1 protein-coding gene is annotated in these 304 nt (G+C 42.1%); it reads left to right on the plus strand.

Annotation, left to right across the window (positions count from 1 at the left end):
* Positions 1-82 precede the first annotated feature (82 nt).
* A partial coding sequence (locus ACNKXV_RS14095) for a hypothetical protein (protein ID WP_417908347.1) occupies positions 83-304 on the plus strand: 222 nt, incomplete at its 3' end.

Raw genomic sequence — 304 nt, forward strand, 5'->3', positions numbered from 1 at the left:
AACTACCTTGTCATCGATTCCAGACTAGACATCGTGGCCCCGTTGATAGACCTATTTAAGTACCGAAACAAACGAATGAAACGTGGGTAGATTTGGGTTTTTACTTTTCTTCTTGGCAATGATTAACTCCTCACTTGCGCAGCAGGTGGAGATAAGTGGTTATTTTACTCAAGACTCAGCCAGACTGGGTGAGCGAGTGGGATTTGTGCTCAAGGCGAAATATCCCGAGACCAGTCAATTACTGTTTCCGGATTCGACATTTGATTTTTCTCCGTTAGTCTTTTTGGAGAAAAAAACTTTCATA

The organism is Christiangramia aquimixticola (assembly GCF_048285835.1).
GTDB lineage: Bacteria > Bacteroidota > Bacteroidia > Flavobacteriales > Flavobacteriaceae > Christiangramia > Christiangramia aquimixticola.